Genomic DNA, 19,530 nt, shown 5'->3' with positions numbered 1-19,530 from the left:
ATGTATATTATAGGGATAATAGATAAATTTGGAAATAGAAGGAGTGGTTAAATTGAGAAGGTACATATGGTTACTATCCGTAATAACGTTGAGTGTAATTTTGTTAGCGGGGTGTAACAAAGATCCTCTACCAGAAGAACGGTTTAAATCATTTATTAAAGATTGGGAGAAACATAATTTCGAAAAAGTATACGAGCACTTTTCAACTGATGTTAAAGAAAAGCATCCTCAAAACGAGTTCGAAGACCGATTCAAGAAAATTTATCAAGATATTGCTGTAAACGATTTGAAAGTAAGTTTTAAAGCTCCTGAAGAGGAAGTTGAACCTAACGAAAAGGGAGAAGTTGTATTTCCATACACCCTTTCAATGGAAACGATTGCGGGTCCTTTTGAATTTACAGAGGAAGCGACACTTGTTTTAGAAGAAAAGGATGATGAAAAAAAATGGACTGTCAGATGGCAGCCTTCTATGTTTTTTCCTGATATGGAAGAAGGGGACGAAATTGGGTTATCTTTTTCATCACCTACCCGTGGAGAAATTCTAGATAGAAACGGAGTAGCTTTAGCAGAAAACGGTCTTGTATACGAAATAGGCTTAGTTCCTAAAGATATTGCAGATAATAAAGAAAAAACCATTGCTACGGTTGCCGAAAAGTTAAATCTCACGGTTGAGTCCATTGAAACGAAATTAAATGCTTCATGGGTCCAACCTGACTATTTTGTTCCCATTAAAAGGCTCTCATTACAAGATCAAGAATTGGCTACAGAAGTAACCCAATTAAATGGAGTTCTTTCGAAAAAGGTAGAATCAAGGGTATATCCTTTCAAAGAAGCTACAGCCCATCTAATTGGTTACATAGGAACTGTTACAGCTGAAGATTTAGAAAAACTTAAAGATAAGGGTTATAAAGCAAATGACGTTGTAGGTAAAAAAGGTTTAGAAATGGTTCTTGAAGATCGCTTAAGAGGAGAGAGAGGTGTTAAAGTTTTTATCAAAAAGACGGATGGTTCAGAGGTCTCTCTTGCAGAAAAGAGTGTGAAGGACGGAGACGCGGTAACATTAGCAATCGACATTGATGTACAACTAACAAGCTATGACCAGCTCCAAGGTAATGCAGGGGCAGCTGCTGCAATACATCCGTTAACAGGAGAAACACTTGCGCTAGTGAGTAGTCCATCTTTCGATCCAAATGAGTTGGTTCTAGGAATTTCAACTGAAGAATGGAATCAATTAAATGAAGACCCACAAAAGCCATTATTAAACCGTTTTGGCTCATCCTATGCACCTGGTTCTACCTTTAAACCAATTACTGCTGGTATTGCACTAGAAAATGAAGTGATAACACCTGACACGACAATTAATATTACAGGGAAACAGTGGAAAAAAGACAGCTCTTGGGGCGGCTATTCGATAACAAGGGTAACTGATCCCGGAAAACCAGTCAATTTAAGAGATGCGTTAGTGTACTCGGATAATATATATTTTGCACAGGCAGCACTTGGAATTGGCGGAGAACGATTTGAGTCGGAATTAACGAAATATGGATTTGGAGAGTCCTTTCCATTAGAATATCCTTTATATGATTCAAAGATATCGAATGAGGGCCTGAACTCAGATGTTTTAGTTGCAGATACAGGCTATGGGCAAGGACAGCTTGAAATGAGTCCTGTTCATCTGGCTATTTCCTATACACCGTTATTGAATTCAGGGAACCTAATAAAGCCACAATTAATCTTAGATGAAACAGAGACTGAAGTGTGGAAAGAAAATGTCATTTCTCCAGAAAATGCCCAATTACTAGTAGACGATCTGATTCAAGTCGTAGAGAGTCCAGAAGGCACGGCACGTGAAGCAAAAATAGATGGGATTAGAATAGCTGGAAAGACAGGAACAGCTGAGTTGAAAAAAAGCAAGGATGAAGAAGGAATTGAGAATGGTTTGTTTGTTGCTTTTAATACAGAGAATCCACGTTTATTAGTAGCGATGCTAATTGAAAATGTGAAAAATGGTAGTCATGATGTAACAGTTAAAGTGAAAGCAATCCTTGAAACGACTCTAAAGTAATACTACAAAAAGCTGACATGTTTAGTCAGCCTTTTCTATTTCTGTTGCAATTTCCGAGGAAATATTACACAATTTCTCCCAAATAGCTAAAAAAGATCATATTTTGTTGTATAATGTATTCAATCTGTATTGTTCTGTTTGGGGGATTTTATATGAAAAAGATACTTGTTGTAATTGTCATACTTCTATCAGTTGCGATTGTTGTGACCGGAAAAATGCATTGGAATAATAAAATACAAGCAACAGCTAAGACAGCTCAGGTCGAGAAGCCGTATAATAATGATAAGGTGAAAACGACCGCTGAAGAAAACCTAGAAAATAAGAAAATAGAGGTGGAAGCATATTCAAAAAACTTGCCCGAAGAGATTCAAGCTAAACTTATGTCAGCAATACAAGGCGGCAAGTCTGTGAATCTAGTAATTGCTGGATCAAGTGCAACACCAGAAGAGCCAGGTGGATGGCCAACTCTCTTGAAGGGGCAACTTCATGATACATATGGAGAATCGGTGATAAATATTGAAATAAAGGAAATTGCTGATAAATTATCAACTCAGGTGATACAAGAAGGACTATACAAGGAAATTATAAGTCTATCTCCGGATGTATTACTATTAGAACCTTTCATTTTGGAAGATAACGGTAAAGTTACAATTGACGATAGGCTTGTTAATCTCTCTACTATAATTGAAGCAATTAAAAAGGAACTTCCAGAAACTGTTGTGTTATTACAACCTGCCAATCCGTTATTCAAAGCAGTTCATTATCCAAAAGAAGTCAATGCTTTAAAAGAATACGCAGAGAGGAACGAAATTATTTACCTCAACCACTGGGAAGCTTGGCCAGATTATCAATCGGAAGAAATTAATGGCTATTTGGATGATGGTACGCCTAATGAACAAGGCCAAAAACTTTGGGCGGATTATTTGTCAGAGTATTTTATTGATATGGTTGGTGAAAATTAACCTTAAGAATCTGTATAATACCGAGTATTAATTGGATTTGGCAGTAAAGGCTTTTTGTAATAAAATGAAGTAGGGATTTGATTGATGCGTTTCAATCGAGTTCCAAAATTTCAGTTCTTTTTTTATAAATAAGGAGGAGCAACATGACTTTAAAATATGCACTTATTGGTTGCGGGCGTATCTCACCGAACCATATCGCAGCTGCACAAGAAAATAATCTCGAAATCGTTGCTTTATGTGATGTACTACCTGAAAATATGGAGGACAAGCTAGAGAAATTTAATCTTCCTAAATCCACAGCACTATACACCGATTATAAAGAAATGTTACAAAATGAAAAACCAGAATTAGTAGCGATTTGTACAGAGAGTGGTAAGCATGCTACTATAGCGTTAGATTGTATTGAAGCAGGAGTTAACCTTATTATTGAAAAGCCAATAGCACTATCACTTGAAGATGCAGATAAAATAATTGAAAAATCAAAAGAAAAAAATGTGAAAGTAAGTGCTTGTCATCAAAATAGATTTAATAAATCTATACAAAAAATCCGTGAAGCAGTTGAGGAAGAACGCTTTGGCCGCCTTTTACACGGTACAGCTCACATTCGCTGGAATAGAGGAGAGGACTATTATACACAGGCTCCATGGCGAGGAACCTGGGAACAAGATGGTGGTGCATTAATGAATCAATGTATCCACAATATTGATCTTTTACGATGGATGATGGGTGGAGAGATTGACGAAGTAGTTGGGATGACTGATAATTTAAAACATGGTTTTATAGAAGCCGAGGATCTTGGTATGGCTCTAATCAAGTTCTCAAATGGAAGCTACGGAATAATTGAAGGTACAACGAATATTTTTCCAACGAATCTCGAAGAAACACTCTACATATTTGGTGACAAAGGAACAGTTAAAGCTGGCGGAAAGTCTGTAAATATCATAGAAGAATGGCATTTCGCTGATAATAATGACGATCCAGAAGAAGTTAAAGCAAAATATCAGGAGAACCCACCGAGCGTATATGGATTTGGGCATAATCCACTTTACGCTGACGTAATTGACTCCATTGTAAATGACCGAGATCCTTATGTTACAGCAAAAGATGGAAGAGATGCTCTAGAATTAGTGCTTGCAATCTACAAATCAGCTGCTGAAAATAAGGGAGTAACGTTACCGTTAGAGAAGTGTAGTACTCTTGATTTTGAGGGTAGGTTTAATAATAAATAATGTTTGAAGTTGGGCAAGTGAAGAGATTATATAATCTCTTCACTTTTTTTATAAACATATTACAGAAGCTATAAGACATACTGTTAAATTGAATAGATTATTTTAATGTTGGCGATGATATAAATAAAGATTTTGTCAGAAGTTGTCTTAATATATTTAGGTAAAAAAATCCCTGAGATACAGGGATTTTAGTATTTATTTAGAACTTTAGTAAGACAGAGAAATTTAAGTAAGGTGGTGTGTTGTGAATGGAAAAGTTTGTTGTTTCTTGTATATCAGTATTCTTGTTAGTAGGAATCATTTATAGTATTCAGCTTGCAAATGGTGATCTGGGTACAATGAAACAAGAAGATAATGCGTTGATTGAGGAAAAAATAGATAATGACATACAAGTGAACAATAGAGCAATGCATCACATACTTGGTGAAAACAACTATACGGAGAACACTCTCTTGAAGTCCTCATTGATAATCAAATCAAAATCAAATCAGGATATCACTTTCGAATATGAGGTGGGCAATATTGGAGGCAATTCGATAAGGTTGGATTTCACTTCTGATCAAACATACGAATATGAATTGCACAACAAAAGCACAGGGGAGAGAATAAGATATTCTGAAGAGGAAACCTTTCGGGAAGGCAGGAAAACAATCGAGCTTTCACCAAATCAAACCTTATCATATCAGGTGAAATTTAGTCAGCTCGAATATGGCGATTATGTATTTTCAATGTGGATAACCGCAGTTGACGGGATTTCTACACTAAAGAGCATATCGTTTAGTGTTAAAGAGTGATGTTTTACAAAATTGAGCTTTTTTATATCAACAAGCTAATAAATTATAGTGGTAAAGTAGGGGAGAAGAATCCATTCTGGAATCTTTCCTTTTTTTTTACTAAAAAATATAATTGCTATTAATTGTAACAAAACCTCTCATAAAACAGACTAATTAATTGTGGGTAATAGTTTCAATTGTTACCATATGATTAACCTTTTGTTTGTCAATTAATATTTATAGTGATGCCCAATAATTTTGTGTTATAATTAGTGTCGAATTTCAAACACTAATAAATATATAGTGGCCTCCATGATGACAGTAAAAATAAAAAATGAATTGGGAGGGTCTTTTCATGTCATATCGAACTAGGATATTGAATTTGATAATTATTGACTCAATAATTGTTCTTGTTTCAATATATATGTCACATTTTTTCTTGAACCCGTTTGCAGCTTATTATGAAGATAATCGGGTATTGATAAGTTCCGTTATATTACTTGTTAGCCATCATGTATTCTCATATGTGTTTGGACTTTATCGAAAAGTGTGGAGGTATGCAAGTGCGGAAGAGTTAGTTGGTCTAGTATTAGTTGTTACTTCCTCAATTGTACTAACAGCAATATCCCAGAAGGTTATGTTTGATAACATATATACGAGGAGTCTAGTTCTTACATTCCTTCTCCATCTATTCTTATTAGGTGGGATTCGTTTTTGGTGGAGATTTACATCAACTGTACTTTTTGCTATCAAGACCAAGGAAATTCGGTCAATTAAACATAAACGCACTTTAATATTAGGGGCAGGCTCTACAGGAAGAATGCTCGTTCGTCAGATTAAAGAACATCCTGGAACAGGATTAAAACCAATTGCTTTTCTAGATGATGATTCATCATTACAGAATTTCAATATTGCTGGAATTCCTGTTGCTGGTAAGGTTGATGATATTATAAAGGTGATTGGGAAGTATCGTATCGAACATGTTGTAATTGCAATCCCTTCATTACCAAAAACACGCTTGAATGAAATTGTTTCAAAAGCAAAAAAACTCGTAGAAAATGTACAGATTTTACCGATGATTGGTGATTTAGCTGTTGGTAAAGTTTCCGTCAACCAAATCAGGGATATTTCCATTGAAGATTTACTTGGTAGGGACCCGGTTGAACTAGATACTGAATCAATTGCTGAAAAGATTCGAAATCAAACTGTTTTAATTACTGGTGCAGGTGGGTCAATTGGCTCTGAGTTATGTAGACAGCTCTGTTTGTTTCACCCTGCTAAGTTGGTTCTATTAGGTCATGGTGAAAATAGTATTTATACTATTGAAATGGAGTTGTTGAGTCAATATAAAGGTCAAATCGAATTTAAAACGGAAATAGCAGAAATACAAGATGCGCGAAAAATGATTGATGTAATGGTTAATCATAAACCAAAGTTTGTCTTTCATGCTGCTGCACATAAACATGTACCTTTAATGGAAAGAAACCCAGAAGAGGCTGTTAAAAATAATATATATGGTACTCGAAATGTCGCAGAAGCAGCATCAATTGCGGGTGTCGATACATTTGTGCTAGTTTCAACAGACAAAGCTGTTAATCCTACAAGTGTAATGGGTGCTACGAAACGTCTAGCCGAGCTTACTATTCAAAATTTAGATCGAACAAGCGATACACGTTTTGTGGCGGTTAGATTTGGAAATGTATTAGGAAGTAGGGGAAGTGTTGTTCCATTATTTAAGCAGCAAATTGAAAAAGGTGGACCTTTAACTATTACTCACCCTGATATGACTAGATATTTCATGACAATACCTGAAGCAGCAAGACTTGTTATACAAGCGGGGGCATTAGCGCGAGGTGGAGAAATTTTTGTTTTGGATATGGGAGAGCCAGTTAAAATTGTTGATTTGGCTAAAAACCTTATTAAATTATCAGGGTTCTCAGAAGATGAAATAAAAATTGAATTCACTGGTCTACGTCCAGGTGAAAAGATGTACGAGGAAATTTTGAATAAGGATGAAATTCATCCTGTCCAAGTGTTTCCTAAAATATACATTGGAAAAGCAACTGAAGAAGATGCTAATGAACTGGTTCAACAGGTTGAAAGTGTAATCCACGACAAAGAAAAGTTGCGTGAGACTTTGCTTAAACTTACTAACAAGAAGTTAGACAATAGTAGTAAAAAAAAAGAGCAACAACAAGGTAAAGATTTAGACGAAATGGTTACTGTTTAAGACTCATTTCGTCTTTTCAGGTTAGACGATTAGGAAATCAAACACTACCTTTTAGATTATCTTGATTACAACTATTTTGAGAAAGTTGAGGAAATGTAATGATTACGAAGGGTAATAATGTAGTTGTTGGGAAAAATGTAAAGTTTGGCGAAAATGTAACAATTGGACACAATGTAGTTATTTATGATGGTGTTGAAATAGGTAGCTATTGTATAATTCAAGACAATGCAGTGATTGGAAAACAACCAACTCGAGCTAAAAATTCAATCCTGCCTGAAGTTACAACGTTACCTCCGACTAAGATTGGTAATGGAGTAACGGTTGGAACTTCTGCTATTATTTACGCAAATGCAGATATTTCAGATGATGTGTTTATTGCGGATTTGGCTACTGTTAGAGAACGAGTTACAATAGGTGACAAAACAATCGTTGGACGTGGTGTTGCAGTTGAAAATGACTGTAATATAGGAGCTTTTTGCAAACTTGAAACAAATTCTTATATCACAGCTTATTCTAACTTAGGGGATTATGTTTTTGTTGCTCCGGGCGTTATTACGACAAATGATAATTATATGGCTAGATCTAAGGAACGATATAAACACTTCAAAGGGATTACAATTAAAACTGGTGGAAGAATTGGTGCAAATGCCACAATCCTTCCTGGAAAGGTCATCAACGAAGATGGTGCAGTAGCTGCTGGTTCTGTTGTAACAAAAGATGTGGATACTGGAGACATAGTGGCAGGAGTTCCGGCCAGAAAGTTAAAAGAAGTATCTGATGACCAATTATTAAAAAATCAGTAAATAATGGAGTCGTTTCTTTATGAATATATTGCTAGTTAATCATTACGCGGGATCAAATAAGCATGGGATGGAGTATAGACCATACTATCTTAGTAGAGAATGGGTGAAAATGGGTCATAAAGTGACTATTATAGCCAGTTCGTATTCGCATGTCCGCACTAAACAACCTGAAATCACAGAAAAGTGGACAAATGAAACAATTGACGGGATTGACTATATTTGGGTAGAAACCCCCCTGTATGATGGAAATGGGGCTAAAAGAGTTTTAAATATATTTTCTTTTGTTAAAGATTTATATATGAACGCAAGTAAAATTGTTAAAGAAATTTCACCCGATATAGTGATTGCGTCTTCTACTTATCCGTTAGATATCTATCCTGCATCAAAAATTGCCAAAATGGCAAGAGCGAAACTCATATTTGAGGTTCATGATTTATGGCCTTTGACACCAATGGAATTAGGAAATATGTCTAAGTTTCACCCTTTTATTATGACCATGCAAAAAGGTGAAAATGATGCATATAAAAAAGCGGATATGGTAGTATCTTTATTACCAAAAGCAAAAGAACATATGATTAGTCATGGAATGGACCCCGCAAAGTTTCAATTTTTACCGAATGGTATAGTAACTGAGGATTGGGAAAATGCAAATGAGGAAATTCCGAAAGAGCATATTGAATTAATTACAAAACTAAAAAATGAAGGTAAATTCTTGGTGGGTTATGCAGGGACACAAGGGATTGCAAACGCACTAGAATATTTACTTGATGTTGCAAAAATTATGCAAGATAAGCCTATTTCCTTTGTACTTGTGGGGAAAGGGACTGAACGAGATTCCCTAATTCAACGGACAAAAGAAATGGGATTAACAAACATACATTTTCTTCCGGTTATTAATAAGGATGCGATCCCTGATTTCCTTACTCGGATGGATGCATTATACATAGGTTGGAGAAGGAGTACATTATATCGCTTTGGGGTAAGTCCTAATAAACTTCTTGATTATATGATGGCTTCAAAGCCTATTATCCATAGTATTGAAGCAGGTAATGATTTAGTAAAAGAAGCTAATTGTGGTGTTTCCGTCGCTCCAGAAGATCCGGTATTGATATCAGAGGCTATACAACAAATCTTTGAATTAACTGATGAAGAAAGAAAAAGATTAGGTGCAAATGGAAAGAAATTTGTTATGGAAAACCATGATTATAGAGTTTTAGCAGAAAGATTCATAAAATTAATGAACCAATAAAACATCAGGTAAGAAGGGTGAATAGAATGGGAACAATTCCATATGCACTTCCAATGATTGAGGATGAAGAAATCAAGGAAGTCATTGACACTATTAAATCGAACTGGCTTAGCAAAGGACCCAAAACGGTTGAATTTGAAGGTAAAGTCAAAGAATATGTAAATGCAAACCATGGTATCGGGTTAAACTCTTGTACTGCTGGACTACACCTTGCACAGTTAGCTGCTGGAATTGGACCTGGCGATGAGGTTATTACAACACCTTATACCTTTGTTGCGAGTGCTAACACAATAATTCACACTGGGGCAACACCTGTATTTGTTGATATTGATCCAATAACCATGAATATCGATCCTAATTTAATCGAAGAAAAGATTACACCTCGTACAAAGGCGATAATTCCTGTTCATTTTGCTGGTTATCCATGTGACATGGATCCCATTATGGAAATTGCTCGTAAGCATAACCTAATTGTAATTGAGGATGCTGCTCACGCAATCTACACCCAATATAAGGGGAAAATGATTGGGAGCATTGGTGATTTTACGTGCTTTAGTTTTTATGCTACAAAAAACCTTGTAACGGGTGAAGGTGGACTTGTTACGACCCATAATGAAGAGTGGGCAGATAAAGTTCGTATAATGAGTTTACATGGTATGAGTAAGAATGCTTGGAATCGTTACGGAGATAAAGGGACTTGGTATTATGAGGTTGAATATCCTGGTTATAAATACAATATGACCGATATTCAAGCATCATTTGGATTAGTTCAACTTTCTAAGTTAGACAAATTACAGCAACTCAGGGAAGAGTATGCTCAGATGTACAATAAAGAGTTAGCGAAAATCGAGGGTATCACACTACCACATCATGATGACATAAATCGACATGCATGGCACTTATATGTGATTCGTTTGGATGAAAGTCAGTTTACTATTGATCGTTCCGAATTTATTGAGAAATTAAAGGAAAAAGGTATAGGAACTAGTGTTCATTTTATCCCAGTTCCAATGCATCCGTATTACAAAGGGCTTGGATATAAGATTGAGGACTGCCCAAATGCATTAAATGCATATAAAGGTGCAATTTCTTTACCACTTTATCCAAGAATGTCGGAGGCTGAAGTAGAACAAGTGATTCAGGCTGTTCGTGATATTGCAATAAGTTATAGAAAATAGGTGATTTATATGGAAGGGAAAGTTAAAGGCTTAAACAATCAAAACCATACGGTTAATGATGCTATAAAGAGGCTGTTTGATATTGTTGTATCTCTAATTGGTCTTGTTATCCTATCACCTTTACTACTAATTATTGCAATTCTTATTAAAGTCGATTCAAAAGGACCTGTATTTTTTAAGCAAGTAAGAGTTGGTCAACATGAGAAGGAATTTAAAATTTTAAAGTTTAGAACAATGGTTGTGGATGCTGAAAAACAAGGGAAACAAATAACGGTCGGGAAAGATAGTCGGATCACAAAAGTCGGATATATTTTACGTAAATATAAACTTGATGAATTTCCCCAACTTATAAATGTGTTAATTGGTGACATGAGTTTGGTAGGGCCACGACCAGAAGTTCCAAAATACACAAAATTCTACAACTCTGAACAAAAGGCAATATTTGAAATTAAACCTGGAATCACTGATTACGCATCAATAAAATATAGTGATGAAAGTGAGCTTCTAGGTAGGGCTGAGAACCCTGAAAAAACCTATATTGAAGAAATAATGGTTGATAAACTACAATACAATTTAGAATATCTTCGTAACCGGTCAGTGTATGAGGATATATCGATAATAATGAAAACTGTAATGAAAATCCTTAAATAAAAGAAAGCGTAGTATGTTGCTACGCTTTTTGTTCGTAAATAATTTCGTTTTTTTATAATTTTTTGAATAACACGCAAAATTTGTCTTTTCTTGACAAATAACTTTCATGTTGTTATCGTATTATGTTGACAATGATACATTCTATGACTTTATTGTAAAGGGACTGATTCCTAATTGAAGAAGAAAATAATTGTTTACTACCCTTTTCAATTGAAAACTGGTGATAGTGGTTCTGGCGTTAGGCCAACTCAAATGCTTAATGCGTTTCATGAATTGGCCAATGAGCAGGGTTTTGAATGTCTAGAGGTAATTGGCAATGCGAGTGAAAGAAAAGAAATACTCAAAAAAATATACAAAGAAGTCAATCCTAATGATATTTTATATTGCTATATGGAGAACCAAACGATTCCCATTTGGTTAACCGACCCTGATCATATACCTAGACACCCAATGGTTGATCATACTTTTTTTAAATTCCTTAAAAAGAACAACATACCACTTGGCATATTTTACCGTGATATTTATTGGAAGTTTAAAGAGCTTTATAAGGTAAAACCAATTATAAAAACAGTCATGATTCGTTTGTTTGAAGTGGAGTTGTTTTTATATAAAAAATATGCAAAAAAAATATTTTTACCAAGCGTAGAAATGAATCAGTATGTCAGGATTCCTACCGAGATGGTTGATTCTTCACCTCCAGGTGGAATCGACCGAACAAAAGTTACTAATAATCAGGATTCAAAAAAGGTAAGGGCAATTTATGTTGGTGGAATTGATCCGAGATATGGGGTTTATGAGGTCCTTGAGGCATTTAAAATACTAAATAAAGATAGTGTTCTTATTGAACTATCGTTTGTTTGTCGAGAAAAAGAATTTATTACTTTTAAAGAATACATAGAGCCATATTTAAATGAAGATTGGTTAGATATCCATCATGCCCATGGAGAGTCATTAGTTCCGATATACAAAGAGGCTAGTTTTGGAATTGTAACCTTAAAAAGAGGTACATATAATGATTTTGCAGTCCCAGTGAAATTATTTGAGTATTTGTCATACGGCTTACCGGTTTTGGCTACCGACTGTACAGCCTTACAAAAGATAGTTATACAGGATAATATAGGGTTAATTGTAAAAGATAATAGTAATTCTATATATGAGGGCTTACAAAAAATGCTCGATGAAGAAAATAGAAAAATACTAAAGCAAAATTCAATTAAGGCCCTCAAGGAAAAACATTTATGGCTTAATCGTGCACTTGATATCCAAAATGAATTACTTTCCTAAATGTCTTTAAATAGTAAAAAATAAAATGAAGTTTCTATGTTAATATAAATATTGCCTTTCAAAACATTTTAAATGAGGAGAGTCTAAAGATGAAAGTACCAATGTTAGACCTATCTGAACAATATCAATCGCTAAAAGCTGAAGTAATTAAAGCGTTAGATGAGGTAATGAGTTCTTCGAGCTTTATTTTAGGGAAAAATGTTAAAAAGCTAGAACAGGACGTAGCATCTTTTTCGAACGCATCCTATGGTGTAGGGGTTGCCAATGGTAGTGACGCGTTACATATTTCATTACAAGCATGTGGAGTAGGACCTGGTGATGAAGTAATTACAACAACTTTCTCTTTCTTTGCAACAGCGGGAGCAATTGCGAGAGCTGGAGCAAAACCGGTATTTGTTGATATTGATCCAGTTACCTTTAATATTGATCCTAAACAAATTGAACAAGCAATTACTAATAACACAAAAGCAATCATTCCAGTTCATTTATATGGACAAGCTGCTGATATGGATCCTATCTTGGAGATTGCAAAAAAACACCAACTACATGTTGTAGATGATGCCGCTCAAGCTATTGGTGCTGAATATAAAGGAAGAAAAGTCGGTGAGCTTGGCGATACTACATGTTTTAGCTTTTTCCCAACGAAAAATTTAGGTGCATATGGTGATGGTGGAATGATTGTGACAAGTGATGCTGAATTAGCTGAAAAAATGAGCATCATTCGAGTTCACGGTAGTAAGCCAAAGTATTATCACCATGTTCTTGGTTACAATAGTCGCTTAGATGAATTGCAAGCTGCTGTACTAAATATAAAGTTCCCACTTCTCTCTCAATGGAGTGAACTACGTCGTGAAAAAGCAGCAAATTATACAAGATTATTAAATGAAAAGCTTTCTGAACATGTTGTTACACCAAAAGAAGAAGAAAACAGATATCATGTATTCCATCAATACACAATTCGAGTTGAAAAGAGAGACGAACTCCAACAATTCTTAAAAGAAAACGGAGTGGCATCAATGGTTTATTACCCAGTCCCATTACATTTACAACCAGTATTTGCGGAACTTGGCTATAAAGAAGGGGATTTCCCAATTGCAGAGAAGACAGCAAAAGAAGCATTGTCTCTACCAATGTTCCCTGAATTGAAACAGGAACAACAAGAATATGTTATAGATGTAATTGAGAAGTTTTTCGCTTAAGGAGATATTATGGAACAACAAAATCAATATGTTCTTTATGGGTATTTAACGTTTTTATGGAAAAAGAAATGGCTTATATTATTGGCTACCATAATTGGGATGGGGCTTGGGTATGGTTATAGCTCCTTACAGAAAGTAACTTATTCTTCTATCGCTAATGTTTATACAGGTACTGCACAAAATGAGGAATTGTCGAAGGTTGCCTTAATTAAAGGGAAATATAAGAAAATGCTACCTGACGACCTTAAAGAAGGTTTTAATGCAACGATACCAGACAATAATGTAATTAGTTTACACCTTGTTGGTTCAAACGATTCCAAGGTAAAAGAAAATATAGAGAGTGTGGCAAAGGAGTTTGAAGAGGATTTAAAAGAAAATTATTCTTTACAAGAACAAGCTATAAGAGATTATTATAATTTTTTAGATTCTCAAATTAAATCTCCTGAAGGCCTGCTGAATGATGATTATAAAAACAATTTGATAAAGTCATTACCAGAATCTTTAAATACTAACATTGTTGAAAATATATTAACAATGCAACTTGCGTACATGGAAGAAAATTTTCATCAGCTTGATATACAGTTATCAAAATTGAAAGAACCTTATATTTCTGAAATTATTCACAACGCAAACAAACCAAGCTCCCTCCGTTACATAGTTCTTGGTGGTGCAGCATTTTTTCAATTAATGTTAATTATTGTGATTTTGTGGAAATATATAATTAACGCTCGTCAATTTAAGGAGATGTCAGAATGAGTACGTTTGAAACTTTATTAAATAAAATTGAATCTAAAGATGCAGTAATCGGTGTAGTTGGTTTAGGCTATGTAGGTCTGCCATTAGCAGTTGAAAAAGCAAAGGCGGGTTATAAAGTAATCGGATTTGATGTACAACAATCTAGAGTTGACCAGGTTAATCAGGGGATTAACTATATTGGTGACGTGGTTGATGAAGAATTATCTGAAATGATTAAGGAAGGTAGACTTCTAGCAACAACTGATTATGAAAAAATCAAAGAAGTTGATACAGTCGCTATTTGTGTACCTACACCGTTAGATCAACATATGCAGCCGGATACTTCATATGTGGAAAGTTCTTCAAATGAAATTGCAAAGTATGTTCATGAAGGAATGCTCGTCGTTCTTGAATCTACTACCTACCCTGGAACAACAGAGGAAATTGTAAAACCAGCACTTGAAGCAAGTGGACTAGTAGTTGGAGAGCAAATCTTTGTTGCGTATTCCCCAGAGCGTGTGGATCCAGGAAACAAATTTTATAACACCAAAAATACACCAAAAGTAATTGGTGGGATTACTGAAAACTGTACAAAGGTAGCAGCTGCTCTTTACCGTGCTGTTCTTGAAGGCGATGTGCACGAAGTGTCTAGTCCTGCTGTAGCTGAAATGGAAAAAATCTTTGAAAATACATTTAGACATATCAACATTGCATTAGCAAACGAAATGGCTATCTTATGTAAGCGAATGGGCATTGACGTGTGGGAAGTAATTGATGCTGCTAAAACAAAGCCATATGGTTTTATGGCATTCTATCCAGGTCCAGGACTTGGCGGACACTGTATTCCTATCGATCCATTCTACCTAACTTGGAAGGCACGTGAGTATAATTACCATACTCGTCTAATCGAGCTTGCTGGAGAAATTAACAATAGCATGCCTGAATATGTAGTTCAAAAAAGTTTGGAGATTTTAAATGAATATGGAAAACCCCTAAAAGGATCAAAGATTGCTGTTTTAGGAGTGGCATACAAGAAGGATATTGATGATTATCGTGAATCTCCATCTCTTCCTATTATTACAATGCTACGTGAAAAAGGTGCCGAAGTACTCGTAGTAGATCCTTATATTAAGAGTTATAAATGTGGGAAGAATTTTGCTGAAACTCTACCACTAACTAAAGAACTTCTTAATCAGAGTGAAATGACTCTAATTCTAACGAACCACACAGATTTCGATTATGATATGATCGTAAATGAAAGTAAAGTCATATTTGATACTCGTAACGCGCTAAAAGACTTCAATACGAACGAAAATTATTATAAGCTTTAATAACGAAAGGGAACTATAAATATAAATATGGTTATTTATATTTATAGTTCTATTTTATTTCTACTATCTTGTAAGAGGTATAATCATGAGTGAATCAAAACAATTCATTAAAAACACATTAATGACAATTAGTCGACAAATATCTGCGATACTAATAGGCCTACTCTATACCGTTATCATAGCAAGGGTTTTGGGGCCGACTGGTAATGGAATTTACCAACTTATCATCTTGTTACCTACGATGTTACTAACCATATTCAACTTGGGAATAGGTTCTTCTTCTGTGTATTATATAGGTAAAAAGAACTACCATATCGAAGATATTTTAAAGACAAATACGAGAAGTGGATTATTATTTAGTTTCTTTTCTGTAATTCTGGGAGCTCTTTTTCTTTTGTTTTTCTCAGAGCAATTCTTTCAGGACGTCGACCCTGTTTATCTATTTGTTATTTTATTATTAATGCCCTTTCTATTTTTAAATGAGTATTATTTAGTTATTTTTCAGGGCAAACAAGATTTTAAAAGCTATAACATGCTCTCATTATCAAGACAAATTATAGCATTGTTATTTACAATTCTATTTTTGGTTATAATTCGCCTTGACATAATTGGAGCACTATTCGCATTTGTATTAGGTATTCTTGCCCAATATTTGCTATCACGTTATTTCTTAAAAAGTAGACTTGGAGTACAGGTAAAAGACGGGGTCTATTCAAAGGATTATTTTAAAAAATCAATATCATATGGTATAAAAGCACATATAAGCAATATTCTTTCATTTGTAAATTATCGTGCAGATATATTTATTATTTCTTTTTATATTAATCCTGCAGCTGTCGGAATTTACACTGCGGCGGTTTCTATTGCGGAAAGGTTATGGATTGTTTCGCAAGCCATTTCCTCTGTGTTGTTTCCAACGGTATCATCACTTGAAAGTCAAGATGAAAAGAATCACCTCACCTCTATTTTAAGTAGAAATGTCCTTTGGTTATCAATTATTAGTGGTTTTATCTTTTTTCTTTTAAGTGATTTGGTTGTACTCATTTTATTTGGTGAAGAATATATAGAAAGTTCACTTGCGATTAAACTATTATTACCAGGTATTGTTTTATTCTCAGTTGATCGAATACTGTCTAATGATTTAGCAGGCCGGGGAAAACCGGAGATAAATATGAATGTCTCGATTGTTACAGTTGTTTCTAATATAGTTCTTAATATTCTCTTAGTTCCTCACTATGGTATAATTGGTGCTGCAGCATCAACATCAGTTACATATAGCCTAGCTACTGTAATTAAATTGTTTATTTTTAAAAAGCAAACAGGTGTAAAAATATATAAACTATTGATTATCCAATCTGAGGACTATCAGTTTTATGCACGAATTCTAAAAAAAGTTAAACGCAGAAAGGTGTCAACATGAAAATTGTTATAGTTCCATCGTGGTATCCAACTGAAAACAATCCGATAAATGGTATCTTTTTCAAAGAACAAGCTAAGGCCCTTCAAAAGGCTGGGCATGATGTAACAGTGTTGTATCCCGAAGTATGGACGACAAGGATGATGAAGGTATCTAAAGCTAAAAAAGGCGTTTGGGTTGGACTTGAAGATGGTGTGAAAACGTATCGGCTACGTGGATATAATATTATCCCAGGTCGTGTTCCGTTTGCTACCGCAAAGGTATTCTACTCAAGATTGGTAAAATTATATAAGCTTTATGTCGAGAAAGAAGGAAAACCAGATATACTTCATGCTCATTCATGTTTATGGGCAGGTTGGTCTGTTGCTAAATTAACCGAAAAAGAGAATGTTCCATTTGTGATTACAGAACACTCAACAGCCTTTTTAAGGAATTTAATTCGACCATATGAGAAAGAACAAATATCTTATGCATGTCAGAGGGCTGAATATGTCATTTCAGTTGGACCAGGTTTGGCAAAGGAGCTTGAAAATTATATATCGAAGGATAAAGTAAAAATCATTCCTAATATTGTGGATATAGGAATGTTTCAAATTGATGAAACTAAACTATCGCAATCAGGAGTTTTTCGTTTTTTCTCAGTTGCCTTTTTACAGCATAAAAAAGGGATGGATATACTAATTCAAGCATTTGCAAAGTATTTCAAAGAAAAGCCAGTTGAATTAGTTATAGGTGGTAATGGTGAAGAAAAATCTGAGTTAGAATCCTTAACGAAGCAACTCGGTGTTGAAAAACAAATTATCTTTTTAGGAGAGCTAAATCGGGAAAGAGTTAAAGAGGAGATTCAAAAAGCACATGCTTTTGTACTTGCAAGTCGTTTTGAAACCTTTGGCGTCGTGTTTATAGAGGCATTAGCCTGCGGTAAACCTATAGTTGCCACTGCTTGTGGTGGACCCGAGATGATAGTAAATGAATTGAATGGTAAGTTGGTTCAGGTAGAGGATATCGATGGATTAGGGTTAGCAATGAAATCAATCGAAGATAACTACCATGTCTATAATGCTAATGAAATACGCAATGATTGTATTTCTCGCTTTAGTGAAGAAGCAGTTGTAACAAAAATTACGAATCTATATGATCAGGTTTTGAGGGTGTAAAATGGAAAAAAAGGGTTATTTATATTTGTTTTTATTCTTTTTAGTTTTTCTTGATCCTTTTTTAATAAATGTACCAATAGGACCACTTCATGTCACATTGCTCAGGATAGTATTAATCCTTTTTGGTCTATATCTATTCGCTAAATATGTATTGTTATTTAACCCTATTCAGATACAACCAATAAAACCTGCACTTATTTTTCTGATAGGCTGGTTTTTATATGGAGTTCTATCAATCCTATGGGCTTCCGATAAAGTTGAGGGTATTAAGGAATTATATTACTTTGGTATATTTATCCTGCTTATCTTTTCTATCATAGCTAGCATGGATCAAAAGTATTTATTAAAGTGGGTTGATTATTCCTTTATTATTATTGGTATTATTACTATTTTGCTATCATTTGTTGAATTGGCTTTTAATACTCATCTTAGTACATCACGATACGTTATTGAGGCGGATAAATATGGAGGACTAGGATTGAGAGTAGCAACAGCCTTTTTTTATAATGAGAATGATTTATCTCTATTTCTAGTAATGGTTACTCCATTCTTCCTTGTAAGATTTAGAAAAAGTATTTTTCAATTACCTATATTGGCTTCAATATTATTTATTATGTTTATGAATGGATCGAGAATTGCCATACTCGCTTTTATTGTTCAAATTGTAGTTTTCTTATTTATGATTTATCGCCCTCAGTTAAAACATATAGTGAAGTTTTTTCTGATATTCACTCCACTTTATATTGGAGCCCTTATCTACTACTCAGGGGATATCATTAATAAAGTGTTTGAAGTGATGGAGTCCACAGAAAATAACTCAACGAACACGAGATTGAGTCTAATTTATAACGGCATCCGTTCTATTATCGATTTCTTTTTTGTTGGTGTTGGGGCTGGGAATTTCCAACTTCATGTTAATCCAAGTGAGACAAATGGAATTGTAAACCCTCATAATTGGTGGATTGAGGTAAGTACTAATTATGGAGTAATCTTATTTATATTTTATCTAGCTTTCCTAATCTTTATATTTAAGAAGCTCTGGGTCATTTTTAAAAGAGATAATCATGTATCAGCTTTAGCTCTTAGCTTGTTCGTAAGCTATATTGGATTTGTTATTGCATGTATTGGGCCAAGTCGATTGTTTTACTTTTGGCCAATGTGGTTGTTATATGGTGTCACATTAGCATTTATAAATGTAGCGGGAGTAAAAAAAGATAAGATAGATGACTCCAGTCAACAATCCAATCCGTAGCTTCGAAAAATGATT

At 34.6% G+C, this 19,530-nt stretch carries 16 protein-coding genes; all 16 read left to right on the top strand.

Translation table 11 applies throughout. The features are described from left to right. The first annotated feature begins 52 nt into the window (after positions 1-52). The 16 genes from CZ490_RS15535 to CZ490_RS15460 all read left to right on the top strand — a co-directional run bounded on the left by CZ490_RS15535 (position 53) and on the right by CZ490_RS15460 (position 19,515). A complete protein-coding gene (locus tag CZ490_RS15535) occupies positions 53-2,065 on the top strand; it encodes a penicillin-binding transpeptidase domain-containing protein (protein WP_077619750.1) in 2,013 nt (670 codons plus the stop codon). A gap of 152 nt (positions 2,066-2,217) precedes the next feature. Continuing rightward, on the top strand, positions 2,218-3,027 hold the full coding sequence (locus tag CZ490_RS15530; RefSeq protein ID WP_077619749.1) for an SGNH/GDSL hydrolase family protein: 810 nt from the start codon (positions 2,218-2,220) through the stop codon (positions 3,025-3,027). Positions 3,028-3,170: 143 nt separating this feature from the next. Next, positions 3,171-4,256, top strand: a complete 1,086-nt coding sequence (locus CZ490_RS15525; RefSeq protein ID WP_077619748.1) for a Gfo/Idh/MocA family protein — start codon at positions 3,171-3,173, stop codon at positions 4,254-4,256. Positions 4,257-4,504: 248 nt separating this feature from the next. Beyond that, positions 4,505-5,050, top strand: a complete 546-nt coding sequence (locus CZ490_RS15520; protein ID WP_077619747.1) for a BsuPI-related putative proteinase inhibitor — start codon at positions 4,505-4,507, stop codon at positions 5,048-5,050. Positions 5,051-5,384: 334 nt separating this feature from the next. Beyond that, positions 5,385-7,259, top strand: a complete 1,875-nt coding sequence (locus CZ490_RS15515; RefSeq protein WP_077619746.1) for a polysaccharide biosynthesis protein — start codon at positions 5,385-5,387, stop codon at positions 7,257-7,259. Positions 7,260-7,357: 98 nt separating this feature from the next. Further along, positions 7,358-8,062, top strand: a complete 705-nt coding sequence (locus CZ490_RS15510; RefSeq protein WP_077619745.1) for an acyltransferase — start codon at positions 7,358-7,360, stop codon at positions 8,060-8,062. 19 nt (positions 8,063-8,081) lie between these two features. Then, complete coding sequence (locus CZ490_RS15505) at positions 8,082-9,311, top strand: glycosyltransferase family 4 protein (RefSeq protein WP_077619744.1); 1,230 nt, start codon at positions 8,082-8,084, stop codon at positions 9,309-9,311. Between the two features lie 26 nt (positions 9,312-9,337). Then, positions 9,338-10,489, top strand: a complete 1,152-nt coding sequence (locus CZ490_RS15500; protein WP_077619743.1) for a DegT/DnrJ/EryC1/StrS family aminotransferase — start codon at positions 9,338-9,340, stop codon at positions 10,487-10,489. 9 nt (positions 10,490-10,498) lie between these two features. Further along, positions 10,499-11,140, top strand: coding sequence for a sugar transferase (locus CZ490_RS15495; protein WP_077619742.1), 642 nt, complete (start codon positions 10,499-10,501; stop codon positions 11,138-11,140). 174 nt (positions 11,141-11,314) lie between these two features. Beyond that, the gene (locus CZ490_RS15490) at positions 11,315-12,424 is read left to right on the top strand and encodes a glycosyltransferase (RefSeq protein ID WP_077619741.1); all 1,110 of its coding nucleotides are present in this window, start codon (positions 11,315-11,317) and stop codon (positions 12,422-12,424) included. An 89-nt stretch (positions 12,425-12,513) separates the two neighbouring features. Beyond that, positions 12,514-13,623: a DegT/DnrJ/EryC1/StrS family aminotransferase gene (locus tag CZ490_RS15485; RefSeq protein ID WP_077619740.1), complete on the top strand. Its 1,110-nt coding sequence runs from the start codon at positions 12,514-12,516 to the stop codon at positions 13,621-13,623. 9 nt (positions 13,624-13,632) lie between these two features. Then, positions 13,633-14,379, top strand: coding sequence for a Wzz/FepE/Etk N-terminal domain-containing protein (locus CZ490_RS15480; RefSeq protein WP_077619739.1), 747 nt, complete (start codon positions 13,633-13,635; stop codon positions 14,377-14,379). Further along, a complete protein-coding gene (locus CZ490_RS15475; RefSeq protein WP_077619738.1) occupies positions 14,376-15,689 on the top strand; it encodes a nucleotide sugar dehydrogenase in 1,314 nt (437 codons plus the stop codon). The genes CZ490_RS15480 and CZ490_RS15475 overlap by 4 nt, the downstream gene beginning before the upstream one ends. Before the next feature lie 85 nt (positions 15,690-15,774). Beyond that, complete coding sequence (locus CZ490_RS15470; protein ID WP_077619737.1) at positions 15,775-17,109, top strand: flippase; 1,335 nt, start codon at positions 15,775-15,777, stop codon at positions 17,107-17,109. Continuing rightward, positions 17,106-18,263: a glycosyltransferase gene (locus tag CZ490_RS15465; protein ID WP_077619736.1), complete on the top strand. Its 1,158-nt coding sequence runs from the start codon at positions 17,106-17,108 to the stop codon at positions 18,261-18,263. The genes CZ490_RS15470 and CZ490_RS15465 overlap by 4 nt, the downstream gene beginning before the upstream one ends. Position 18,264: 1 nt before the next feature. Next, positions 18,265-19,515, top strand: coding sequence for an O-antigen ligase family protein (locus CZ490_RS15460; RefSeq protein WP_077619735.1), 1,251 nt, complete (start codon positions 18,265-18,267; stop codon positions 19,513-19,515). Positions 19,516-19,530: the final 15 nt, after the last annotated feature.

Source organism: Litchfieldia sinesaloumensis, from assembly GCF_900156865.1.
Classification (GTDB): Bacteria; Bacillota; Bacilli; order Bacillales; family Bacillaceae_L; genus Ferdinandcohnia; species Ferdinandcohnia sinesaloumensis.
Note: the sequence above shows the minus strand (reverse complement) of the source record. Positions and strands in the feature narration are given on the sequence as shown.